Annotated in this window: 15 protein-coding genes and 1 pseudogene; 3 read left to right on the top strand and 13 right to left on the bottom strand. The window is 61.0% G+C overall.

Going from position 1 to position 18,866, the window contains the following annotated elements; translation table 11 throughout:
• Positions 1-16: 16 nt before the first annotated feature.
• Positions 17-505, top strand: a complete 489-nt coding sequence (locus tag AC245Y_RS03070) for a 2-thiouracil desulfurase family protein (protein WP_017993113.1) — start codon at positions 17-19, stop codon at positions 503-505.
• 76 nt (positions 506-581) lie between these two features.
• On the opposite strand, the gene AC245Y_RS03065 is transcribed toward AC245Y_RS03070, so the two are convergent.
• The 11 genes and pseudogenes from AC245Y_RS03065 to AC245Y_RS03015 all read right to left on the bottom strand — a co-directional run bounded on the left by AC245Y_RS03065 (position 582) and on the right by AC245Y_RS03015 (position 15,195).
• Positions 582-2,405, bottom strand: coding sequence for a methyl-accepting chemotaxis protein (locus AC245Y_RS03065; RefSeq protein WP_017993112.1), 1,824 nt, complete (start codon positions 2,403-2,405; stop codon positions 582-584).
• Positions 2,406-2,666: 261 nt separating this feature from the next.
• Positions 2,667-4,487: a methyl-accepting chemotaxis protein gene (locus AC245Y_RS03060; RefSeq protein WP_017993111.1), complete on the bottom strand. Its 1,821-nt coding sequence runs from the start codon at positions 4,485-4,487 to the stop codon at positions 2,667-2,669.
• A 428-nt stretch (positions 4,488-4,915) separates the two neighbouring features.
• Positions 4,916-5,377, bottom strand: a complete 462-nt coding sequence (locus AC245Y_RS03055) for a plant virulence effector HPE1-like domain-containing protein (RefSeq protein ID WP_017993110.1) — start codon at positions 5,375-5,377, stop codon at positions 4,916-4,918.
• A gap of 99 nt (positions 5,378-5,476) precedes the next feature.
• On the bottom strand, positions 5,477-6,754 hold the full coding sequence (purD, locus tag AC245Y_RS03050) for a phosphoribosylamine--glycine ligase (RefSeq protein WP_017993109.1): 1,278 nt from the start codon (positions 6,752-6,754) through the stop codon (positions 5,477-5,479).
• Positions 6,755-6,819: 65 nt separating this feature from the next.
• Positions 6,820-8,754 (bottom strand): DUF2207 domain-containing protein, encoded by a 1,935-nt coding sequence (locus AC245Y_RS03045; protein ID WP_017993108.1) that lies wholly within the window; start codon positions 8,752-8,754, stop codon positions 6,820-6,822.
• 38 nt (positions 8,755-8,792) lie between these two features.
• A complete protein-coding gene (locus AC245Y_RS03040) occupies positions 8,793-10,055 on the bottom strand; it encodes a 3-phosphoshikimate 1-carboxyvinyltransferase (protein WP_017993107.1) in 1,263 nt (420 codons plus the stop codon).
• A 160-nt stretch (positions 10,056-10,215) separates the two neighbouring features.
• Complete coding sequence (locus AC245Y_RS03035) at positions 10,216-10,767, bottom strand: LemA family protein (RefSeq protein ID WP_012756255.1); 552 nt, start codon at positions 10,765-10,767, stop codon at positions 10,216-10,218.
• Positions 10,768-10,881: 114 nt separating this feature from the next.
• Positions 10,882-12,634 (bottom strand): annotated as a pseudogene (locus AC245Y_RS03030) (DUF2207 family protein).
• Between the two features lie 167 nt (positions 12,635-12,801).
• Positions 12,802-13,758: a glycine--tRNA ligase subunit alpha gene (locus AC245Y_RS03025; protein ID WP_017993106.1), complete on the bottom strand. Its 957-nt coding sequence runs from the start codon at positions 13,756-13,758 to the stop codon at positions 12,802-12,804.
• Positions 13,759-14,124: 366 nt separating this feature from the next.
• Positions 14,125-14,316 (bottom strand): membrane protein, encoded by a 192-nt coding sequence (locus AC245Y_RS03020; RefSeq protein WP_003556931.1) that lies wholly within the window; start codon positions 14,314-14,316, stop codon positions 14,125-14,127.
• 18 nt (positions 14,317-14,334) lie between these two features.
• Complete coding sequence (locus tag AC245Y_RS03015) at positions 14,335-15,195, bottom strand: S49 family peptidase (protein WP_017993104.1); 861 nt, start codon at positions 15,193-15,195, stop codon at positions 14,335-14,337.
• Positions 15,196-15,364: 169 nt separating this feature from the next.
• Here AC245Y_RS03015 and AC245Y_RS03010 point away from each other — a divergent pair, with 169 nt between their 5' ends.
• Positions 15,365-16,705: an Nramp family divalent metal transporter gene (locus tag AC245Y_RS03010; protein ID WP_012756252.1), complete on the top strand. Its 1,341-nt coding sequence runs from the start codon at positions 15,365-15,367 to the stop codon at positions 16,703-16,705.
• 30 nt (positions 16,706-16,735) lie between these two features.
• On the opposite strand, the gene AC245Y_RS03005 is transcribed toward AC245Y_RS03010, so the two are convergent.
• Together AC245Y_RS03005 and AC245Y_RS03000 are read right to left on the bottom strand one after the other, a co-directional pair.
• Positions 16,736-17,506, bottom strand: coding sequence for a tRNA1(Val) (adenine(37)-N6)-methyltransferase (locus tag AC245Y_RS03005; protein ID WP_017993103.1), 771 nt, complete (start codon positions 17,504-17,506; stop codon positions 16,736-16,738).
• 6 nt (positions 17,507-17,512) lie between these two features.
• On the bottom strand, positions 17,513-17,740 hold the full coding sequence (locus AC245Y_RS03000) for a putative signal transducing protein (protein ID WP_003556924.1): 228 nt from the start codon (positions 17,738-17,740) through the stop codon (positions 17,513-17,515).
• A 108-nt stretch (positions 17,741-17,848) separates the two neighbouring features.
• On the opposite strand from AC245Y_RS03000, the gene AC245Y_RS02995 reads away from it, so the two are divergent.
• Positions 17,849-18,865, top strand: coding sequence for a polyprenyl synthetase family protein (locus tag AC245Y_RS02995; RefSeq protein ID WP_003556922.1), 1,017 nt, complete (start codon positions 17,849-17,851; stop codon positions 18,863-18,865).
• Position 18,866 lies beyond the last annotated feature (1 nt).

The following is an 18,866-nucleotide window of genomic DNA, read 5'->3' as shown; positions in this document are numbered from 1 at the left end:
CTGTATTCAAGCAGATATGCAGAGCAAGATTCTCGTCAGCGCCTGTCTCATGGGCCAGGCCGTCCGCTATGACGGGCGGGCGAAGCCGTTGCTTCATCCGGCGATCGAGCGTTGGCGGGCCGAAGGCGGGTTGGTGACGATCTGTCCGGAGATGTCGGCGGGCATGACGGTGCCGCGGCCGCCTGCGGAGATCGCAGAAGCGGCGACCGGCGAGGATGTGCTGGCCGGCACGGCGCGGGTTGTCGAGCTGACGGGCGCCGACGTAACGGAAGAGTTCCTGCTGGCGGCGGAAAATGCCGTGGCGCTCGCGCGGCAAGCCGGCTGCCACTATGCGCTGCTCATCGACGGCAGCCCGTCCTGCGGCTCCGGTTTCATCTATGACGGCACGTTTTCCGGCCGCAAGCAGGCCGGCAACGGCGTGACGGCGGCTGCGCTGAAAGCAGCCGGCGTTGAAGTGTTTTCCGATCGCGAGATCGAGCGGCTGATCGAACGCATCGGGCAATGAGCCTCAAAAGGCACGGCCGCCGGAGAACCGACGGCCGCTAATTTTGGTGATAAAAACGCTTTTGTCCCCGCGCCGTTTATGCGGCGCGGCGACCCTGATGCATGGCCGGGGCAGCGCTTTCGCCACCGACGCGGAAGCCGCGGATGAGGTCGATCAGCTCGTCGGTATCGGTGGCCAGCGTCTCGGCCGATGCCGTGGTCTCTTCGGCCATGGCGGCGTTCTGCTGGGTGGCGGCGTCGAGCTGGTTCATCGACGAGGAGATCGAGCGCAGCGTCGTATCCTGTTCGGAAGCGCTGTGGGCGATCTTGGCGACGATCTCGTTGGCGGCCTTGATCTGGTCGGAGATCCGCTTCAGCGCCTCGCCTGCCTCGCCGACCAGACGGACGCCATGGTCGACCTGGCTGGAGGAGCGGGCGATCTGGTCCTTGATCTCCTTGGCCGCAGCGGCAGAGCGCTGGGCAAGTTCACGCACTTCCTGGGCGACAACCGCAAAACCCTTGCCGGATTCACCGGCACGGGCTGCCTCGACGCCGGCGTTCAGCGCCAAGAGGTTGGTCTGGAAGGCGATCTCGTCGATGACGCCGATGATCTTGGTGATCTCCGAGGACGACTTCTCGATGCCGCTCATCGCCTCGATCGCCTGGGTGACGATCGCATCGCTATGAGTGGCTTCGGTGCTGACCGAATGGACGCGCTTGCTCGCCTCATGGGCGCCATCGGCCGTCTGACGGACGGCGACGGTGAGCTCATCGAGAGCGGCCGAGGTTTCTTCCAGGCTGGCGGCCTGGCGCTCGGTGCGCTGCGACAGTTCGTTGGAGGCGCGGCGGATCTCTTCCTTGCTGGTGCCGATATCGGTGCCCTTGGCGCTGACCTTGGCCATGGCGGCCTCGAGATGCGACAGCGCATCGTTGAAGTTGTCGCGAAGGGCGGCGTATTTCTGGCCTAGATCGGCGCAGCGGACGGTAAGATCACCGCGGGCAATCATCTCCAGCGCCTGGCCGATCGTCGTCACTACGCGTGTCTGGAGCGTTGCTTCATCCTGCTGCTGGCGCAGATTGTTTTCGCGCTCGCTTTCCAGCGCCAGTTGCTGGGCCGCCTCGCGATCGGACATCGCATGACGCTCCCTGATCTTTTCCTGCAGTGACTGCGTCGCCTTCGCCATCATGCCGACTTCGTTGTTCATGCCGGTATGCGGGATGGCAATGGAGACATCCTCTTCGGCGACAGCCTTCAGGGCGGCATGGACGTTATTGAGAGGTCCCGATATGCCGCGGATGACGACGTAGGCGGCGGCCATGGCAAGGAAGAACAGGACGATGCTGCCGGAGAGCGCGGTCAGGATCGTGCTGTTTATCTGAGCATCGAGATCGTCCATGTAGACGCCGGTGACGACGACGACCTTCCAAGGATCGAAGGCCTGTGCATAGGCCGTCTTGCGAAAATCGCCGGCGGGCTGGCCTGGCTTGGCTGTGGAATAATATTCGACGAGACCGCCGCCCTGCTGCCCGAGCTTGACCAGCTCTTCGCGATAGAGCTTTCCTTTGCTGTCCGGCTGACCCTTGTTGACCTGACCGATTTTCGCGGCATCGTAGTGGAACATCATCTGGATGTCGTAGCTATAGCCGAAGAAATAACCATCGGGGTCGTATTTCATTGCATTGACCGTGGCGTAGGCCTGCTTCTGGGCATCTTCCAGCGTCATTTCGCCGGCAGTCACCTTTGCCTGGTAGATTTTGAGAACAGAGACCGCAGACTGGACCTCCGCCCGCAGCATGTCATAGCGTTCGTTGTAGATCGCATTGACCGAGGAGCGGATCTGCAGGGAGGTGGCGATTGCAAACGCCACCATCAGGCCGACGACCAGCAATATGAGCTGTTTTGATATCTTCAAATTTTTCATGACGCCTCGCAACGGGAATGGGTGAATACATTCCGGTGCGGTTTTCTACCGCCTGTGCGAGCGCGCCGAAAAAGAAGACGCGTCTACCGCTGCTAAAATAAACATGCTGCGACCGGGTAAAGTAACAATTGATGCCCACCCTATAAAAAAGCTTTAATTTTATTATTCGCGACGTGCATTTCCCTAAAAATCCGGGGGTGCTTACAAAGCAAAACCGCCGGATTTTCATCCGGCGGTCGAATATCGCTTGTTTTCAAATTTTCAGCTGGCTCGGCGCATCGGTTCGGCCTGGCGGTGCTGTGGCGCACTGACGCGGAAGCCGCGGATGAGGTCGATCAGCTCGTCGGTATCGGTGGCCAGCGTCTCGGCCGATGCCGTGGTCTCTTCGGCCATGGCGGCGTTCTGCTGGGTGGCGGCGTCGAGCTGGTTCATCGACGAGGAGATCGAGCGCAGCGTCGTATCCTGTTCGGAAGCGCTGTGGGCGATCTTGGCGACGATCTCGTTGGCGGCCTTGATCTGGTCGGAGATCCGCTTCAGCGCCTCGCCTGCCTCGCCGACCAGACGGACGCCATGGTCGACCTGGCTGGAGGAGCGGGCGATCTGGTCCTTGATCTCCTTGGCCGCAGCGGCAGAGCGCTGGGCAAGTTCACGCACTTCCTGGGCGACAACCGCAAAACCCTTGCCGGATTCACCGGCACGGGCTGCCTCGACGCCTGCGTTGAGAGCAAGCAGGTTGGTCTGGAAGGCGATCTCGTCGATGACGCCGATGATCTTGGTGATCTCCGACGACGATTTCTCGATGCCGCTCATCGCCTCGATCGCCTGGGTGACGATCGCATCGCTATGGGTCGCTTCGGTGCTGACCGAATGGACACGCTTGCTCGCCTCATGGGCGCCGTCAGCCGTCTGACGGACGGCGACGGTGAGTTCGTCGAGGGCGGCCGAAGTCTCTTCCAGGCTGGCGGCCTGGCGCTCGGTGCGCTGCGACAGTTCGTTGGAGGCGCGGCGGATCTCTTCCTTGCTGGTGCCGATATCGGTGCCCTTGGCGCTGACCTTGGCCATGGCGGCCTCGAGATGCGACAGCGCATCGTTGAAGTTGTCGCGAAGGGCGGCGTATTTCTGGCCTAGATCGGCGCAGCGGACGGTAAGATCACCGCGGGCAATCATCTCCAGCGCCTGGCCGATCGTCGTCACCACGCGTGCCTGGAGCGTTGCTTCATCCTGCTGCTGACGCAGATTGTTTTCGCGCTCGCTTTCCAGCGCCAGTTGCTGGGCCGCCTCGCGATCGGACATCGCATGGCGCTCCCTGATCTTTTCCTGCAGCGACTGCGTTGCCTTCGCCATCATGCCGACTTCGTTGTTCATGCCGGTGTGCGGGATGGTGATCGAAACATCCTCTTCGGCGACCGACTGCAGGGCATTGTGGATGTCCTTCAGCGGATGGGAGATGCCACGGATGAAGAAGACGGCGGCGGCGATGCCGCAGACGAAGACGATCAGCGAAGCGGTCAGCGCCTTCCAGATCGTCGCATTGACCTTCTGCTGCAAGTCATCGAGATAGACGCCGGTGCCGACGACGATCTTCCAGGGCTCGAAGGCCTTGGAATAACCGCCCTTGAGGAAGACCTGGTCTTCCGGCTGGCCCGGTTTGGTCCAATAGTAGAAGGTGCGGCCGCCGCCGGCCTTGCCGTTGTCGACCAGCGCCTGGCTGAATTTCGCGCCGGTCTTGTCGACCTGGCCGCTCATGTCCTTGCCGAGATTGACCGGGCTCGGATGAAAAAGCTGAACGACGTTGTAGTCGAAACCGAAGAGGTAACCGGATGGCTGGAAGCTGACGCGCTTCAGGATCTCGAAGGCTTCCGCCTGGGCGGCCTCATGCGTCATCTGGCCGGCCTTCTCGCGCTCATAGAAGGTATTGAGAACGGAGATGCCCGATTCGACCTGTGTGCGCAGCATGTCGAAACGCTCGTCGTAAATTGCCTGTTCGGAGGTGCGGATTTCGAAATAGGTGGCGACTGCAAAAGCAGCCATTAGGACGCCGATCAGCGCAAAAAGTTGATGCGCAATCTTGAGCTTTTTCATGATTTGCCTCGCAAAGCAGCTGAATTAGAAACAATTCCGGATCGGGCAACTCCCGACCTGCGGACGTCTCATATCGCCCGCGCAGCTAGCGCAATCATGCGTCCTCCGGCCTTTCGATTGGTAAAATTAGAGTGGATGGCTGAATTATGTTTTAACGGGTCATGGCATCTATTTGCATGACTTGTGACGATTGAAATATAACTTCTCGAATAATTTCGTAAGTTGCATTTCTTCTATCCAACTTCAATAATTCAGCTTGTGATTGCGCATAAACAAGAATGCACCCTCGCTGCTCATCGAGGGTGCATTCGGTCCACCGGTGGTGGAACCCCAATCGATCGAAAACTTGATCAGGCAGGGGCAGGGAACTTATTTGTTTTGGGCAATTCCGGACGGAAATCGCTTCGCACTTTTCCTGGAGGTTGCTCCTAGAAACGCAGCTTGAATTCGGAAGCGTTAAGAGCTGCCGGTTGTTCCGTCATGCCTGCTTCAACAGGCCTGGCGTCGCCGCCAATGACGGCTGCGGTCGTCGCATTCATGTCGATGCCGTCTACCGGCGCCGCCGGCGGCGCGGCCGCAATCATGGATTCAGGCGTCGCCTTGCTGACGAAGACGACCGGCGAGCCGCCCATCCAGCCTTCGGTGCGATAGATCTTCTTTTCGCCGCCGACATCGCGGACTTCACTCGCCTGGAGGACGCCGGGTTTCAGCTCCGGCACCGTATAGTCCCTCTTGGTCAACTCGGCCTGGAGCGGCGGGCAATGGGCGCAGCTTTCGGTGACGATGCTGCTTTCAGCGCGCGGCGCGGTCTTGCCGACCACCTCTATCGAGGACGCCATCACAGGGCCTGCCATCAGCAGGATTGCCGCACCGAGGAAAATCTGACGCATCAATGCCACTCCGTCTCATCTTGGGAGCAAATTAGCGCAGCTTTGTTTCCATCCCGTCAGGGGAAAGGGTAAAAATTTAAAGAACGGGCCGGTTTATACTCATACCGAGCCAGTTTCGCGCTCGATCGCCCGCCAGCCGATGTCGCGCCGGCAGAAGCCGTTTTCCCATCTCACCCTGTCAAGCAGCGCGTATGCGCGGCTCTTCGCCTCGGCGACCGTGCCGCCTGACGCGGTGACATTCAGCACACGGCCGCCGGTCGCAACCAGCGCGCCGTCCTTCAGACCCGTGCCGGCATGAAACACCTTCTCGCCCTTGCCTGCGTCCGGCAGGGAAAGGATCGGCGTGTTCTTGTCGTAGGCGCCCGGATAACCCTTCGAGGCCATGACCACCGTCAGTGCCGGATCGTCGTTCCATTCGGCCTTGACCTGATCGAGCGTGCCGTTGGCGGTGGCGAGCAGCAGCGGCAGGAGATCGCTCTTCAACCGCATCATCATCACCTGGCATTCGGGATCGCCGAAGCGGACATTGTATTCGATCAGCTCCGGCCCCTTCTTGGTGATCATCAGCCCGGCGAAAAAGACACCGGAGAAAGGATGACCACTCTCGGCCATGCCGCGCATCGTCGGTTCGATGATCTCTTTCATGGTGCGCTCGACCATTTCGGCGGTCATCACAGGCGCCGGCGAATAGGCGCCCATGCCGCCGGTATTGACGCCGGTATCGCCCTCGCCCACCCGCTTGTGATCCTGGGCGGTTGCAAGCGGCAGCGCATGTTTGCCATCGCAGAGGCAGAAGAAGCTCGCTTCCTCGCCATCGAGATAAGCTTCGACGACGACTTCGGCGCCGGCAGCACCAAAGGCGCCCTCGAAGCAGTCGTCGACCGCGGCCAAAGCTTCATCGAGCGTCATCGCAACCGTCACGCCCTTGCCGGCGGCAAGACCATCGGCCTTGACGACGATCGGCACGCCCTCGGCGCGGATATAGGCTTTGGCCTTCGGTCCATTGTTGAAGCGCTGGTAGGCGCCCGTCGGAATGCCGTAGCGGGCGCAGATATCCTTGGTGAAACCTTTGGAACCCTCGAGCTGGGCTGCGGCAGCGGAGGGACCGAAGACCGCCAGGCCATCGGCGCGCAGCCGGTCGGCGAGGCCGGCAACCAGCGGCGCTTCCGGGCCGACGACGACGAAATCGATCGCCTTGTCCTTGCAGAAGGCCACGACCGCTTCGTGATCCTCGATGTCAACCGGCACGAGCACGGCGTGTTCGGCAATGCCGGGATTGCCGGGTGCGGCGTAGAATTCGCTCATCAGCGGCGATTGCGCCAGCTTCCAGGCGAGCGCGTGCTCGCGTCCGCCCGATCCGATCAACAGAACCTTCATGCGCGACCCTTTCCTTTTCTGTCTGGCGGTTAAGGGCCAAGGGCCGAAAGGTCAAGCGGGAAAGCTTACCAGCCCCCGCCTCCCCCGCCTCCACCACCGCCGCCGGACGAGCCGCCGCCGGAAAAACCGGAGGATGAACTTGAGGGCGGCGGCGCGGGTATCGTCGACGCGATGGTCGAGGCCATGGACGAGGAAAAACCACCGATACGATCGGAAAAGCTGTCGCTGTTGAAATTGCCGGCATACCAGGCGGGCGCATAGGCTGCAGCCGCACCGGCAGCGGCGGCCGCAAGCCAGATCTCGAAGGTGCGCGACCAGGGCTTTTCGACGCCGAGCGCCACCGCATAGGGCAGCAGCGTCTCGAAATGCCGCGGCGACATCTCCGGGGCGCCGGCCGTGTTCATCCGGTCCTTCTCGGCAAGCGTCAGATATTGGCGCAGGCCGTCTATGCCATCCATCATCTTGGCGCCGAGCGGGGTCGGTGCACCCATGATGAAGACATAGAGGATGTTGAGCAGCACGATGCCGCCGACGGCAAACAGCATCGGCGTTTCGTGCAGTTCCACCAGCGACGAGGCAAGCGCCAGCACCATGGTCGCCAGGATGCTGATGCCGACGAAGACGCCGATCGCGGCGGAGATGATGGCGATGATCTTACCGAACAGCGACTTGCCGCGATGCAGCGACCTGACGAGGCCGGCGGCGAACACCGCAACGAAGACCGAAATGGCGATCGGGATCAGCATCAGCGCGATGGTATCCGGCGCCAGCGAACCGAAGACGAACAGGATCACTAGGGCTGCGGCGCTGAGCACGATGCCGCCGGCGGTATAGCCGAGGTTGGAATTGTAATATTTGCCGCGATGTTCTTTCTCGATCGCCGAGCGAAAGGCCTGGCCGACGGACTTCACCCGCTCGCCATTGGCCTTGTCGATCGTCAGCGTCGAACCGGCGCCGCCGGCGACCTTCAGCAATTCGATTTCGCCGGCCTGGAATTTCTCCTTGCCGAGTGGCTTGCCGGTGCCTTGGATGACAATCGAATTCTTCAGGTCTTCGAGCTTGACGTAACCGCGGACGGCAAGATTGAGCGCGGTGGCGGACAGCGCCGTCCAGCCCTCGCCGGAGAAGCCCTTATTGTCGATATAGTTGACCAGCGCCGGCGAGATACCATCAGGCGCGTCCCAGCGCGGCACGACGACGCCACGGGCAGGATCGCGGCCGACCTTCAGCCAGGAGCGCGTGTAATATGCCAAAACCAGGAGCAGACCGCCGAAGCCGATGAAATAATTGCGGTTGTCCTTCAGCCACCAGGTGCTTTCCATATCCGCGCTCGGCGGATCGATAGACCCCTTCGGCATGCGAATCGCAAAGGTCAGGCCTTCGTAGGCATCAAGCGGCGCGGTGGTGGAAAAGACCAAGCCAGCGCCGCTCTCGCTGACGCGGGCATTCTTTCCGGTGGCTCCCTCAGGGCCGGTGAAGAAGGTCGTCTCCGTCGCGCCGACATCAGGCGGCAGCTTCACCCTCGCCGTGGCCGAGCGGATCGGGAAGATCCAGCCGTTGCCGGTGACGTTCCAATAGAGTTCGTCATGATCGTCGAAATAGCGGATCTGGCGATTGGTCCTGTAGGTGAAGACGTATCGATGACGGCCCGGCGTCACGGTCACGTCGGCAGAACCGGCATAGATGCGGATGCCGCCTGATATCGATTCAGTGTGCCAGGGCTCGTTATCGCCGTCGCGCTGGACCGACACCATATCGAAATCGACGCTGCGGCGGCGACCCGCGGCATCGGTGAAATAGAGCGGGAAATCACGGAAGATGCCGTGGTTGATCTGATTGCCTTCGGCATTGACGGTGATCGTTTCCGTCACCGTCATCGCACCGCTTTTTTCGAGCGTAATGTCGGAGGCAAAACTGTCGATCACCTCGGCGGCAAAGGCCGCCGGGGCGGCGAGCATCAACAGCAGTGCAAAGCAAAATCCGAAAAACCGACGCCCCATCCCTGTCTCCCCGCCGGCAGCCTCGGCTGCGCGTTTCGTCAATCTTTGTCCTGATAGGTCACGCCGAGGGCGGCCAGCGTCCGCCAATAGGCGGGGAAGGTCTTGCCGACGCAATCGGGATCGAGAATGGTGATGCCGTCGATCTTCAGGCCGGCCAGCGCGAAACTCATAGCTATGCGGTGGTCGGCGAAGCTGTCGATCTCCGCCGGCAGATGTTGGCCCACAAGTGCGGGATCCGACTGCACGATCAGATCGTCACCCTCCTCGCGGGCAAGGCCTGAAACAATGCGGTTGAGGCCGGTCGAGAGCGCCTGGATGCGGTCGCATTCCTTGACGCGCAGGTTGGCGATGCCGACGAAGCGAACCGGCGTCTCGTTGAAGGCGGCAAGCACGGCAAGGGTGGGAACGGCATCCTGCATCTGCGAGCCGTCGATCTCCGACGGCAGATGCGGGAATTTGGCGATCATGTCATAGGCGCGCGCATCCGGCTGCGAAAAGGCGTCGGAGGGAACACCGAGATCGATCGCGCCGCCTGTGAGGACTTCGGCGGCCCAGAGATAGGTCGCGGCCGAGGCATCCGGCTCGACGATGAAGTCGGCAGCGTGGTAGCCGGTCGGCTCGACGCGCCATGTGACCGGGCTGGTCTTCTCGACCTTGGCGCCGAAAGCCTTCATCGCCGCCGTGGTCAGATCGATATAGCCGAGCGCGCCGATATCCTCGCCGACGAGTTCGATGTCGACCGGCCGGTCGCCGCCGGCCGCCATCATCAGCAGCGCCGAAACATACTGGCTGGACAGGCCGCCATCGATGCGGATGCGGTCGGCCTGGAAGCGGCCGGTGCCCTTGACGGTGACCGGCGGGCAGCCGGTCTCGGCACTCACGTCGATGCCGAGCGTTCGCATCGCCTCGACCAGCGGCCCGATCGGGCGCTTGCGCATATGTTCGTCGCCATCGACGATGACGGTGCCGTCGACCAAAGCCGCAGCCGCCGTCAGGAAACGTGTCGCCGTGCCGGCATTGCCGAGGAAGAGCGGCGCCTTCGGCGGCAGTAGCCTGCCGCTGCCGGTGACGACGAAGGTGGTATCGTCAGGCTCGTCGATCGTAACACCCATGGCACGCAGCGCTTCGGCCATATAACGCGTATCGTCGCTCTTCAGCGCCCCGGTCAGCCGGCTCGTGCCCTTCGCAAGGCCGGCAAGCAGCAGCGCGCGATTGGTGATCGACTTGGAGCCGGGCGGCATGGCGCGGCCCGAAAGCGGCCTGCCCGGCGGAATGATCGTGAGTTTGGCTGTGCGTGTCATGCTGTTCTTCCGTCCATGGGGCGACCCTGAAGCGCGTCGCGATCTTTCAGATTCGCTTGGCCCACCCTTCAGGTCTTTGGTTTTGCGCGACATGCTCTAGCCGGCCGCGATCCGCCCCCTGCTCTTAATCGCTTTCTCGCAAAGGCAAAATGCCGGATCGTCAGAATTTCACGGTGGGGACGGCGCGGTCGGCTTCGTTGGTGATTTCGAAATATTCCCGCTTGGCAAAGCCGAACTGGCCGGCGACGAGATTGGACGGGAAGCTTTCGACCTTGACGTTCAGGTCGCGGGCCGCACCATTGTAATAACGCCGCGCCATCTGCAGTTCGCCTTCCATGGTTTCCAGCGAGGCCTGCAGCTCGGCAAAGTTCTGGTTGGCCTTGAGATCCGGATAGGCCTCGGCAAGCGCGATGACGCGGCCGAGCGCCTGGCCGAGCAGACCTTCTGCCTGCGCCCTGCCGGCCACATCGCCCGATGGCACGGCCTGCGCCTTGTTGCGGAGCTCAACCACCTCTTCGAGCGTCGATTTTTCGTGGGCGGCATAACCCTTGACCGTCTCGATAAGGTTCGGGATCAGGTCGGCGCGGCGCTTGAGCTGGACGTCGATGCCCGACCAGGCTTCTTCCGCCATCTGTCGCGCGCGAACCAGGCCGTTGTAAATGAAGACGAGATAGAGAGCGATGACAACGATAATAGCGAGTATCACATACATGCAGATGAGCTCCCCCGATTTGATGATCGCACGTTAGTGATTCGGCATAACAAAGTCATCTTGGCGCAGTCATTCTTTGACTGATTTCGATCAGACTTTGAAAATACCGCTCGTCTAAGAACTTGTTCGCCAATCCGGAGCATAGGCATCCATCTTCTCGCTCTCTCGCCAGAGGTTGAAACGTTCGGTCCAGCGTTGCTCGACACCAAGCGCGACGGCGAAGGGCAGATGGTGCTCGTAGCATTCGATCGACATTGGCGGGCCATCGATCTCACCGTGGAAATAACGGTGCAAACTGAGGATGTTATTGCGGATCTGCCGCTGCTTCAACGTTGGCATGCGCAGCATCGCCAAAACGGCGATAATGCCGGCAATGTGCAGCAAGATCGCCACCAGATATGGCTGCTGTTCGCCGATCACCTCGGTTGTGCCGATATAGCCAAGTGCAACAATCAGTATCGCCGGAAGACCCACAAACAAACTAATCGCCTGTTTGAACTGCTCGGAGGTGCCGGTGGTCACGGGAAACCGCTCTGGATGGCGGAACATTGTTACCACCAGAAAAACAATGAACAATATCCCGCAGATGGCCGCGGAAAAAATCAAGAGGCCCGACAAATAGGCAGTGGCAATGCCAAGAACTAGAATTGTAGCCGAAGTCGTCAACGCTGCTCGATCTGCGCCGCCTCTAACTTTCCAATATTCCTCGGCGACTATCTGGTGCAAGTCACGTTCGAAACCATACAGGGCATATACGACGGTGCGCCGATCATTGACGGGCCGCTCTCCTTCAATTCGACCAAATACCGAACGTGTCACAGCTGGAAGACCATACCATCTGGCGCGCGCCACCTTGCCCTTCTTGCGCACCTGCCTGGCAGACAAATCCGAAGCTTCAGCATTCTCCCCAAGGCCAGAAATGCGAAGCAGTCTCTTCGTTGCGAGATGGCAGACAGACGCCATGAAGGCCGCCTTTGCAGTATCCGGCTTCCAGTTCCAAAACACATAGGCGGCTAAAGCAGGCGAGATGCTCTCCGTCTTCCTGCTATCGCCAGCAATTGAAGGTGCAGGCAATCGCCAGCCCTGCCCCAATCTCATGAGGACAAACAGACCGGCGATGAGCGGTCCCAAAATGCTTATGAATGGGAGAAAGTGATCGGAAAGCCACCACTGCACCCGCTCGCCGCTCGTTACGGTCACAAAGGTCCCTGCGGGATATTCGATCTCGATGTCCGGCAGCTTTCGATCCGCTTTACCTACTGGAATAGATACCAAGATCTCATTCGGTGCGCGCCGCGTAATGTCATAGGCCAACGCCCGATCCTGTTGCGAGGGGCGTACCGTTCCGCCCGGCGGCAGTTTTTAGAGTAAGCGTTTTTTTCGCTCCCTGGCCGTGCACGCGGCCCATATAGGCCGGCAGGAAGACAACCTCGCGATCGCCTTCCTGACGAACCAGGCGTCCGAGCCAGTAAGCGATCTGGATCTTTGCAACACCGGTGAGCAGATCTGCAGAACAACCTTTGCAGTGCTCTGTTCCTATGTAAACCGAATAGCCCGGCACATTGTTTTCTTTGAAATAATATTCGTCGATTCCGTCACGCCGGGCTGCGGCCAGTTCGAAATCTCGCCAGTGAACACCACCTGACGCATCCGTGAAACGTTGAGGGATATCAACGTAGACGCCGCCGTAATTTTCCGCCTTTTTGACCAAAATGTCGAAGTGTTCCGACACAAACGCACTGCCGTCGGTATAGACTTCGATCGTAGTGTTTGCCGAATAGACGGTGAATTCTTTGTCGAAATTGCTGCACGAAGTCAGGACGAACAGCATGGCGCATAAGATGGGCCATGCTAAAAGGCGCAACATCCTGGGGGCGGAATTTTCATACAAAAGTTTAAAGTAAAGAATACCGCTCTTCAAAAGAGATACCGAAGCCATACGTGATCGCAACACCCACAAGACAATGTGGGGGCGGTTTGCGCAATACAAAAGAAGCGGAGCGACGGAAGCGACGGAAATTTTCGAGACGGCTTTTACGCCGCCTCTTTCGAGAGATTGACGCCGCCGGCGTCGGTCAGCAGGAAGGCTTCGCCGCAGGCCTTGGCAAGCGTGCGAACGCGCAGAATATAGCTCTGCCGCTCGGTGACCGAGATGACGCCGCGGGCGTCGAGCAGGTTGAAGACGTGGCTGGCCTTGATGCACTGGTCATAGGCCGGGAAGACGCATTTGTGCAGGCGCTGGTTGGCGTTGTCGCCGGGGGCGCCGGCATCGAGCAGCGCCCGGCATTCCTTCTCGGCATCGACGAAGTGGCGATGCAGCATTTCGGTATTGGCGAATTCGAAATTATGGCGCGAATATTCCTGCTCGGCCTGCAGGAAGACATCGCCATAGCTGATCTTCTCGTCGCCGTCGCGGCCGTTGAAGTTCAGGTCGTAGACATTATCGACACCCTGGACATACATGGCGAGGCGTTCGAGACCATAGGTCAGTTCGCCAGCGACCGGTGAGCATTCGATGCCGCAGACCTGCTGGAAATAGGTGAACTGCGAGACTTCCATGCCGTCGCACCAGCATTCCCAGCCGAGGCCCCAGGCGCCGAGCGTCGGGCTTTCCCAGTCATCTTCGACGAAGCGGATGTCGTGCAGCAGCGGATCGAGACCGATCGCCGCCAGCGAGCCGAGATAGAGTTCCTGCAGATTTGCAGGGTTCGGCTTCAGGATCACCTGGTACTGGTAATAATGCTGCAGCCGGTTCGGGTTTTCCCCATAGCGGCCGTCGGACGGGCGCCGCGACGGCTGGACGTAAGCCGCCTTCCACGGCTTCGGGCCGAGGGCGCGCAGCGTGGTGGCAGGGTGGAAGGTGCCGGCGCCGACTTCCATGTCATAGGGCTGCAGCACCGCGCACCCCTTGTCCGCCCAGTAGTTATGCAGGGTCAGGATCAGCGCCTGGAAGGAGCGCTTCGGGTTCATATGGTCTGGGATAGCTGACATCGAACGGCACCGATTGCTTGGGATTTATCGGCGCGACAGGTGCCATGGAGGGCGGCGGGGGTCAAGACTTTTGCAGCGGCGGAGAGCCATCGAATGCCGATATGGAAGAGGAATTCTTTCTTGTGCTGTGGGGGGTGCCCCCCTCTGTCCTGCCGGACAGCTCCCCCACAAAGGGGGAGATCGGCTGGGGGGAATGTGCCGGCTTTCATAACGGCTCCGCGCAGGCGTTCCGTTGTTTGGGGAAGCCTTAGCCACTTGCCGATCTCCCACCTGTGGGGGAGATGCCCGGCAGGGCAGAGCGGGGCTTCCACCTGCAGAGCGCCCGGAGCCATTGCCGGATGAGAGGCCAATGAGTGGCGACGCCTCTTATTCTCCCTCGCGCTTCAGCCGGTACTCTCCCGTCGCCGGGTCCTTGACCAGCGTGCCGATCGCGCCGGTCTGGCGCTCTTTTTCAGCACGGCGCGACTTTTCGGCGAGCTTGCGGGCATCGGAGACGAAGCGGCGGTAAAGCCACCAGGCTGAGAAGACCAGGATCAGAATAGTAATTAACTGCGGCATGCCCCTCTCTTACTCCCTTCAAAGCCCGAACCGGCTCCACAATGCTCTTTCTTCCGCCGCTTCGACAAGCCCTGTCGCGAGACCGGATGCAGCGCCCTCGAGCGAAACCGGCGACACACCTGGAATCCGGCGGCCGAACAGGCCGCGGCCGGCGGTGACGAGCTCCAGTTTGGTCTTCTGGCCGTAGCGCCTCTTCAACTCCTGGCGCATGTCGCCGAGGCCATCGATGAGGCCGAGTTCGAGGCCGCGCGTGCCGCTCCAGAACAGGCCGGAAAATACCGTCGCATCGTCCCTCAGCTTGCTGGCGCGACGTTCGCGCACCATGGAGATGAAGACCTGGTGGATTTCGAGCTGCAGGCTCTTCAGATACTCGATATCCTTTTCCTTTTCCGGCTGGAAGGGATCGAGGATCACCTTGTTTTCGCCCGCCGTATAGACGCGGCGTTCGACGCCGATCTTCTTCAAGAGTTCGGGAAAGCCGAAACCGCCGGAAACGACGCCGATCGAGCCGACGATGGAGGTGGCGTCGGCAATGATCTCGTCGCCGGCAAGCGCGATCATGTAACCGCCGGAGGCAGCGACATCCTCGACGAAGACCAGAACCTTCTTCTGTTTCTCACGGGCGAGCTCGCGAATGCGGGTGAAGATCAGGCGCGACTGGACGGGCGAGCCGCCCGGCGAATTGATGGAGATGGCGACCGCCGGCGCGTCCTTCATGGCGAAGGCCTTTTCCAGAACCGGAGAGACATTGGCGAGATTGAGGGTCGGTCGGAACTGGCCGCCGCCGCTGATAATCGCCCCTTGCAGCCGGACGACCGGAATGGTGATGCCGTCCTTGCGGAACCGTTTCGGCAGCAGTTTTCTCAAGAATCCGGCCATTTTCCATCCTTCGCTTCGGGTCGCACGATCGCCTCCATGTATGCGCTGGAACGGCAAACGCAATGGCCGCGTTCCTGAAAATAGCGGGTTTGGATTTGTTATTGCGAATGACTTGCATTATCATTCTAATTCGTCATAGTGCGCTGACGATAAAACAGGTGGAAATCGCATGGACGCCCTCAATCCGAATGCAAAGAACGGCTGGCGGCACGAACGCGGAGAAGCGTCGCTGTCGGATGTTTACCGCACCGTCGGTACTGGGCGTCACAGCTCGAGATGGCGAAGGGCGGCAGCCTTCGCCGGACCGGGCTACATGGTCGCCGTTGGCTATATGGACCCCGGCAACTGGGCGACCTCGCTCGCCGGCGGCTCGAAATTCGGCTATGCGCTGCTCACCGTCGCTCTGCTTTCCAACCTGATGGCGATCGTGCTGCAATCGCTCTGCGCGCGCCTGGCGATCGCCTCCGGCCGCGACCTCGCCCAGGCCTGCCGCGACGCCTTTCCGAAATATGTCTCGCTGCCGCTCTGGGCCTTTGCGGAAATCGCCATCATCGCCACCGATATCGCCGAGGTGATCGGCACGGCGATCGGCCTCAACCTGTTGATGGGCATCCCGCTCGAACTCGGCGTGCTGATCACCGCGCTCGACGTCTTCGTGATCCTCTTCCTGCAGAAGCTCGGCTTCCGCTGGGTGGAAGCCTTCATCATCGCGCTGCTCGGCGTTATCGCCGTCTGCTTCGGCGTGCAGATACTGCTGGCCGACCCGCAATGGGGCGCGGTCCTCACCGGCTTCTTCCCGACGACGGAGATCGTCACCAATCCCGAGATGCTCTATCTGGCGCTCGGCATTCTCGGCGCGACCGTCATGCCGCACAATCTCTACCTCCACTCCGGTATCGTGCAGACGCGGGCCTATGGCCATACGGTTCCCGAAAAGAGGGAGGCGCTCACCTTTGCGACGATCGACTCGACCGTCGCGCTCTGTTTCGCGCTGCTGATCAACGCCTCGATCCTGATCCTGGCTGCCGCCGCCTTCAATGCGCACGGCAAGACTGACGTCGTCGAACTCGGCGATGCCTATTCGCTGCTGTCGCCGCTGCTCGGCCTCGCCATCGCGCCGACGCTGTTCGGCATCGCGCTTCTCTGCTGCGGTCTCAACTCGACGGTGACGGCGACGCTTGCCGGCCAGATCGTCATGGAAGGCTTCCTCAAGATTCGGCTGAAGCCGTGGGTGCGCCGCCTGATTACCCGGGCCATCGCCATCGTGCCGGCAGCGATCGTCACCATCTGGTATGGCGACCAGGGCACGGCAGAGCTTTTGATCCTGACCCAGGTGGTGCTCAGCCTGCAGCTTTCCTTCGCCGTCTTCCCGCTGGTGATGTTCACCGCCAACAAAGCCAAGATGGGTGAACTCGTGGCACCGCGCTGGCTGAGTGGGGTTGCGTATCTGATCGCGATCGTCATCGCCGGGCTGAACGTCAAGCTGCTCTTCGACTTCGTCACCGGCTGAAGCATTTTTCAGGAAAAGTGTGGCGCCAGTCTAAAGCCTGGCATAGGCCGCCCGGCCATTATTGAAATCATCAACGAGAGGGGAGAACTTGTGGCTCCCCTCTTCGTGCATGATGAGGGCCGCACGCAGTGACAGCCGCGCCCGCGATCCCTTGATACCAGTCACCAGTATCCGCACGGCGTTTTCACCCTGACGCGGATGGATGGCGGTGATCTCGATGCCGCCGAAGCGCCGGCCGCAGGCACTGATAATCTCGGCGATCGACTGTGGCCTGGCGATCAGCGACAATTGCCCGCCTGGGATTATGATGGCGCCGGCGGTGCGGATCCAGCTTTCGAACAGGCCGTCGGTCATCGCATGGGCTTCGGCCTTCAGCGCGTCCGGTGTGCGCCGGTCGCCGGCGTCGTTGAAGGGCGGGTTCATGATGACGTGGTGGAAGCTCTCATCGGTGAGCCCGGCATCGTTGCGCGCCTTGGCGGTCAGCGTCACATCGGCCTCGACGACGCTGACGCGGCCGGCGAGATGGGCATTCTCGGGCAGCAGGATGCTGCGGCGGGCATGATCGGCCATCTCGGCCGAGCGCTCGAAAAGCACGACTTGCGTATTGGCAAGCCGCGAGGCGACGGCAAGGCCGGCAGCGCCGGCGCCGGCGCCGAGATCGGCGACCCTGACCGGACGATCGTCGGCGACGAGCGCCGCAAGCAGCATCGCATCCATGCCGGAGCGATGACCCCTGCCCTTCGGCTGCACCACATGGAAGCCGCCGCGATGAAAGGCATCGACAGTGTCAGTGGCGGTCATCGGAGCTCACTTCCGCTCGCGCAGCTCGCCGCCGAGACCGGCATCGGTGAGGATGCGGCGCGCCTGATCGGCCATCTCCTCATCCACCAGCAGGCGGCGCGACAGCATGCCGAGCGAGCCTTCCAGCACGCTCATGCCCTGATCGGCGATGAAGCAGTGAATTCCGGCATCCTTCATCAAACTCTCGGCAAAGGAGAGCAGAACGGGGTCGTTGGCGCGGATAAGCTCATGCATTTGCCGTCGTTTTCCTTCCAATTTCGCTCGGCGCGACAATTCACCCCTTGCCGCGTCCATCGCCCCTTTCTATTGTCAGGTGCAATGAATGAATAGGAGTCCGGGTCGTTGGGCGTGGTCATACCGCTTGAAGAAAGCAAAAACAAACTGGCATCCATAAAGCCGCTGGTCGATCTCACCAGGGCGGATATGGAGCGAGTAAACCAGCTCATTCTGTCTAAGGCCGGCTCCGACGTGCAGATGATCCCCGAAGTGGCGAACCATCTGATCTCGTCCGGCGGCAAGCGGCTACGGCCGATGCTGACGCTGGCTTCCGCCTCGCTGTTCGACTACAGGGGCGAAAACCACGTCAAGCTCGCCACATCGGTCGAGTTCATGCACACGGCAACGCTGCTGCACGACGATGTCGTCGACGAAAGCGATCTGCGCCGCGGCAAATCGACGGCGCGGATGATCTGGGGCAACCAGGCAAGCGTGCTGGTCGGCGACTTCCTGCTCGGCCAGGCCTTCCGGATGATGGTCGATGTCGGCTCGCTCGATGCACTCGATGTGCTGTCTTCCGCCGCCTGTGTGATCGCCGAAGGCGAGGTGCTGCAGCTTTCCGTCGCCAAGAACATGGAGACGACGGAGGACGATTATCTCTCCGTCATCCGCGCCAAGACGGCGGCTCTCTTTGCCGCCGCCGCCGAAGTCGGGCCAATCGTCGCCGAGGCCGGCCGGTCCGGCCGCAATGCGCTGAAATCCTACGGCATGAATCTCGGGCTCGCCTTCCAGCTGGTCGACGACGCGCTCGACTATGGCGGCAAGGCGGCCGATCTCGGCAAGAATGTCGGCGACGATTTCCGCGAGGGCAAGATCACCCTGCCGGTCATTCTCGCCTATCGCCGCGGCACCGAGGACGAGCGCGCCTTCTGGCGCGATGCGATCGAAGCCGGCAACAGCACCGACGCAAACCTCGAAAAAGCGCTGGGGCTGATCACCAAATATGGCACGCTGAGCGACACGATCGGCCGCGCGATCCATTACGGCACGATCGCACGGGATGCGCTTGCGCCCCTTCCCGATACGGTCTGGAAATCCGCCCTGATGGAAGTGATCGACTTCTGCATCGAGCGCGTCAATTGAT

It is taken from the genome of Rhizobium sp. SRDI943 (assembly GCF_057653695.1).
The sequence above is the reverse complement of the archived record's forward strand: the minus strand, read 5'-3'. Positions and strand labels throughout refer to the sequence as shown.

Bases quoted from the DNA above. Each gene is read 5' to 3' on its own strand.
- AC245Y_RS03060 (WP_017993111.1), bottom strand. From the start codon at position 4,487: ATGAAAAAGCTCAAGATTGCGCATCAACTTTTTGCGCTGATCGGCGTC.
- AC245Y_RS03065 (WP_017993112.1), bottom strand. From the start codon at position 2,405: ATGAAAAATTTGAAGATATCAAAACAGCTCATATTGCTGGTCGTCGGC.
- purD (WP_017993109.1), bottom strand. From the start codon at position 6,754: ATGAAGGTTCTGTTGATCGGATCGGGCGGACGCGAGCACGCGCTCGCC.
- AC245Y_RS03035 (WP_012756255.1), bottom strand. From the start codon at position 10,767: ATGTATGTGATACTCGCTATTATCGTTGTCATCGCTCTCTATCTCGTC.
- AC245Y_RS03000 (WP_003556924.1), bottom strand. From the start codon at position 17,740: ATGCATGAGCTTATCCGCGCCAACGACCCCGTTCTGCTCTCCTTTGCC.
- AC245Y_RS03045 (WP_017993108.1), bottom strand. From the start codon at position 8,754: ATGGGGCGTCGGTTTTTCGGATTTTGCTTTGCACTGCTGTTGATGCTC.
- AC245Y_RS03040 (WP_017993107.1), bottom strand. From the start codon at position 10,055: ATGACACGCACAGCCAAACTCACGATCATTCCGCCGGGCAGGCCGCTT.
- AC245Y_RS03055 (WP_017993110.1), bottom strand. From the start codon at position 5,377: ATGCGTCAGATTTTCCTCGGTGCGGCAATCCTGCTGATGGCAGGCCCT.
- AC245Y_RS03025 (WP_017993106.1), bottom strand. From the start codon at position 13,758: ATGTCAGCTATCCCAGACCATATGAACCCGAAGCGCTCCTTCCAGGCG.
- AC245Y_RS03020 (WP_003556931.1), bottom strand. From the start codon at position 14,316: ATGCCGCAGTTAATTACTATTCTGATCCTGGTCTTCTCAGCCTGGTGG.
- AC245Y_RS03070 (WP_017993113.1), top strand. From the start codon at position 17: ATGCAGAGCAAGATTCTCGTCAGCGCCTGTCTCATGGGCCAGGCCGTC.
- AC245Y_RS03010 (WP_012756252.1), top strand. From the start codon at position 15,365: ATGGACGCCCTCAATCCGAATGCAAAGAACGGCTGGCGGCACGAACGC.
- AC245Y_RS03005 (WP_017993103.1), bottom strand. From the start codon at position 17,506: ATGACCGCCACTGACACTGTCGATGCCTTTCATCGCGGCGGCTTCCAT.
- AC245Y_RS03015 (WP_017993104.1), bottom strand. From the start codon at position 15,195: ATGGCCGGATTCTTGAGAAAACTGCTGCCGAAACGGTTCCGCAAGGAC.